Annotated in this window: 2 protein-coding genes; one reads left to right on the top strand and one right to left on the bottom strand. The window is 66.3% G+C overall.

Annotation, left to right across the window (positions count from 1 at the left end; all coding sequences use genetic code 11):
• The coding region (locus EN935_RS36530) for an L-threonylcarbamoyladenylate synthase (protein WP_127374262.1) at positions 1 to 649 on the bottom strand (649 nt) is incomplete at its 3' end.
• 194 nt (positions 650 to 843) lie between these two features.
• Here EN935_RS36530 and EN935_RS36525 point away from each other — a divergent pair.
• Positions 844 to 1,246: hypothetical protein (locus tag EN935_RS36525; protein ID WP_127374261.1), on the top strand; the 403-nt coding region annotated here is incomplete at its 3' end.

The raw sequence follows: 1,246 nt of genomic DNA, 5'->3' as shown, positions 1-1,246 counted from the left end.
CCTCGACGCCGGCTGCACCGCCGCGCAACAATTCCATGCCGATGGCCGCCTCGATCTCCTCGGCGGCAATGCCGCCGGGCCTCAGCAGCCGCATTCTGTCCCCCTCGGCCTTGACGATGGTCGACTCCAGCCCGACGGGGGTCGCGCCGCCATCGACCACCAGCTTGATCCGCGCACCGAGATCGGCCGCCACCGCTTGCGCGGTCGTTGCACTGATCTTGCCGGATGAATTGGCGCTGGGTGCTGCAAGCGGGCGGCCGAGCCTGGCGATCAGGTCACCGCCAAAGCCCCTCGGCATGCGCAAGGCAATCGTATCGAGCCCGGCCGTGACCAGCGGATGGATGCTGTTGCCGGGCCGTTGCGGCAGCACCAGCGTCAGCGGACCGGGCCAGAATGCCAGCGCCAGTTTCTTCGACAGCGGATCGAACAGCGCGAGGCGCTCGGCCATCGCCATGTCGGCGACATGGGCGATCAGCGGGTTGAAGCGCGGCCGCCCCTTGGCTTCAAAGATGCGCGCCACACCGATGCCGTTGGTGGCGTCGCCGGCAAGCCCGTAGACGGTTTCCGTCGGGATGGCGACGACATCGCCACCCCTGAGCAGCGCCAGCGCCCGCTCCAGCGCCTCGCCGACGGCAAGTATTTCAGCCACTCTCGTCACCTCACAGATGCCGGGGTGCGTAGTACGATGGCGGCCGTTGGGCAAGCCGGCTGTTGGGCAAGGCGACTGTGGCAACACAGGGCATTGGTGATTTATCAATTCCTAAAATGCTACGTTTCGACGAAAGCCCACGTCAATCACGGCCTGCTATTGAGCAGCTTCTGGGCAAAAGGGGAGCTATATCAGTGTCCGTGCGCATACTGATGGGGATCGTTCTGGCTGCGGCGAGCGGTGGGGCCCAGGCATCGTCGCTGGTTTTTCCCAGTGCGCCGTCCTCGACACCGTCGATTGTCAGGGTCGGTATCCCCGACCAGCCTAAAACCGCCGAAGCAGCGAAAACCAAGCATGCGCCGTCGGTGCTGGCACTTGGCGCAGCAGAGCCCGACGTCACCTATGAAAAGGTGGCGGCCATACCGAACAAGCCAGAGGCCAGGCATGGCTTCCAGCCAGGCCCGATGGTCATTCGTGGCGGCGTTACCGGTCCCGACTTCCCAGCACCGGCGCCAACCGCCGCGCCAGCGACAGGTGCCGCGCCGACCACAGGCACCGCGCCGGCGGCAGGCGCTGCTCCGGCGGCAGGCACTGCGC

Source organism: Mesorhizobium sp. M7D.F.Ca.US.004.03.1.1, assembly GCF_003998635.1.
GTDB classification, from domain to species: domain Bacteria; phylum Pseudomonadota; class Alphaproteobacteria; order Rhizobiales; family Rhizobiaceae; genus Mesorhizobium; species Mesorhizobium loti.
Note: the sequence above shows the minus strand (reverse complement) of the source record. Positions and strands in the feature narration are given on the sequence as shown.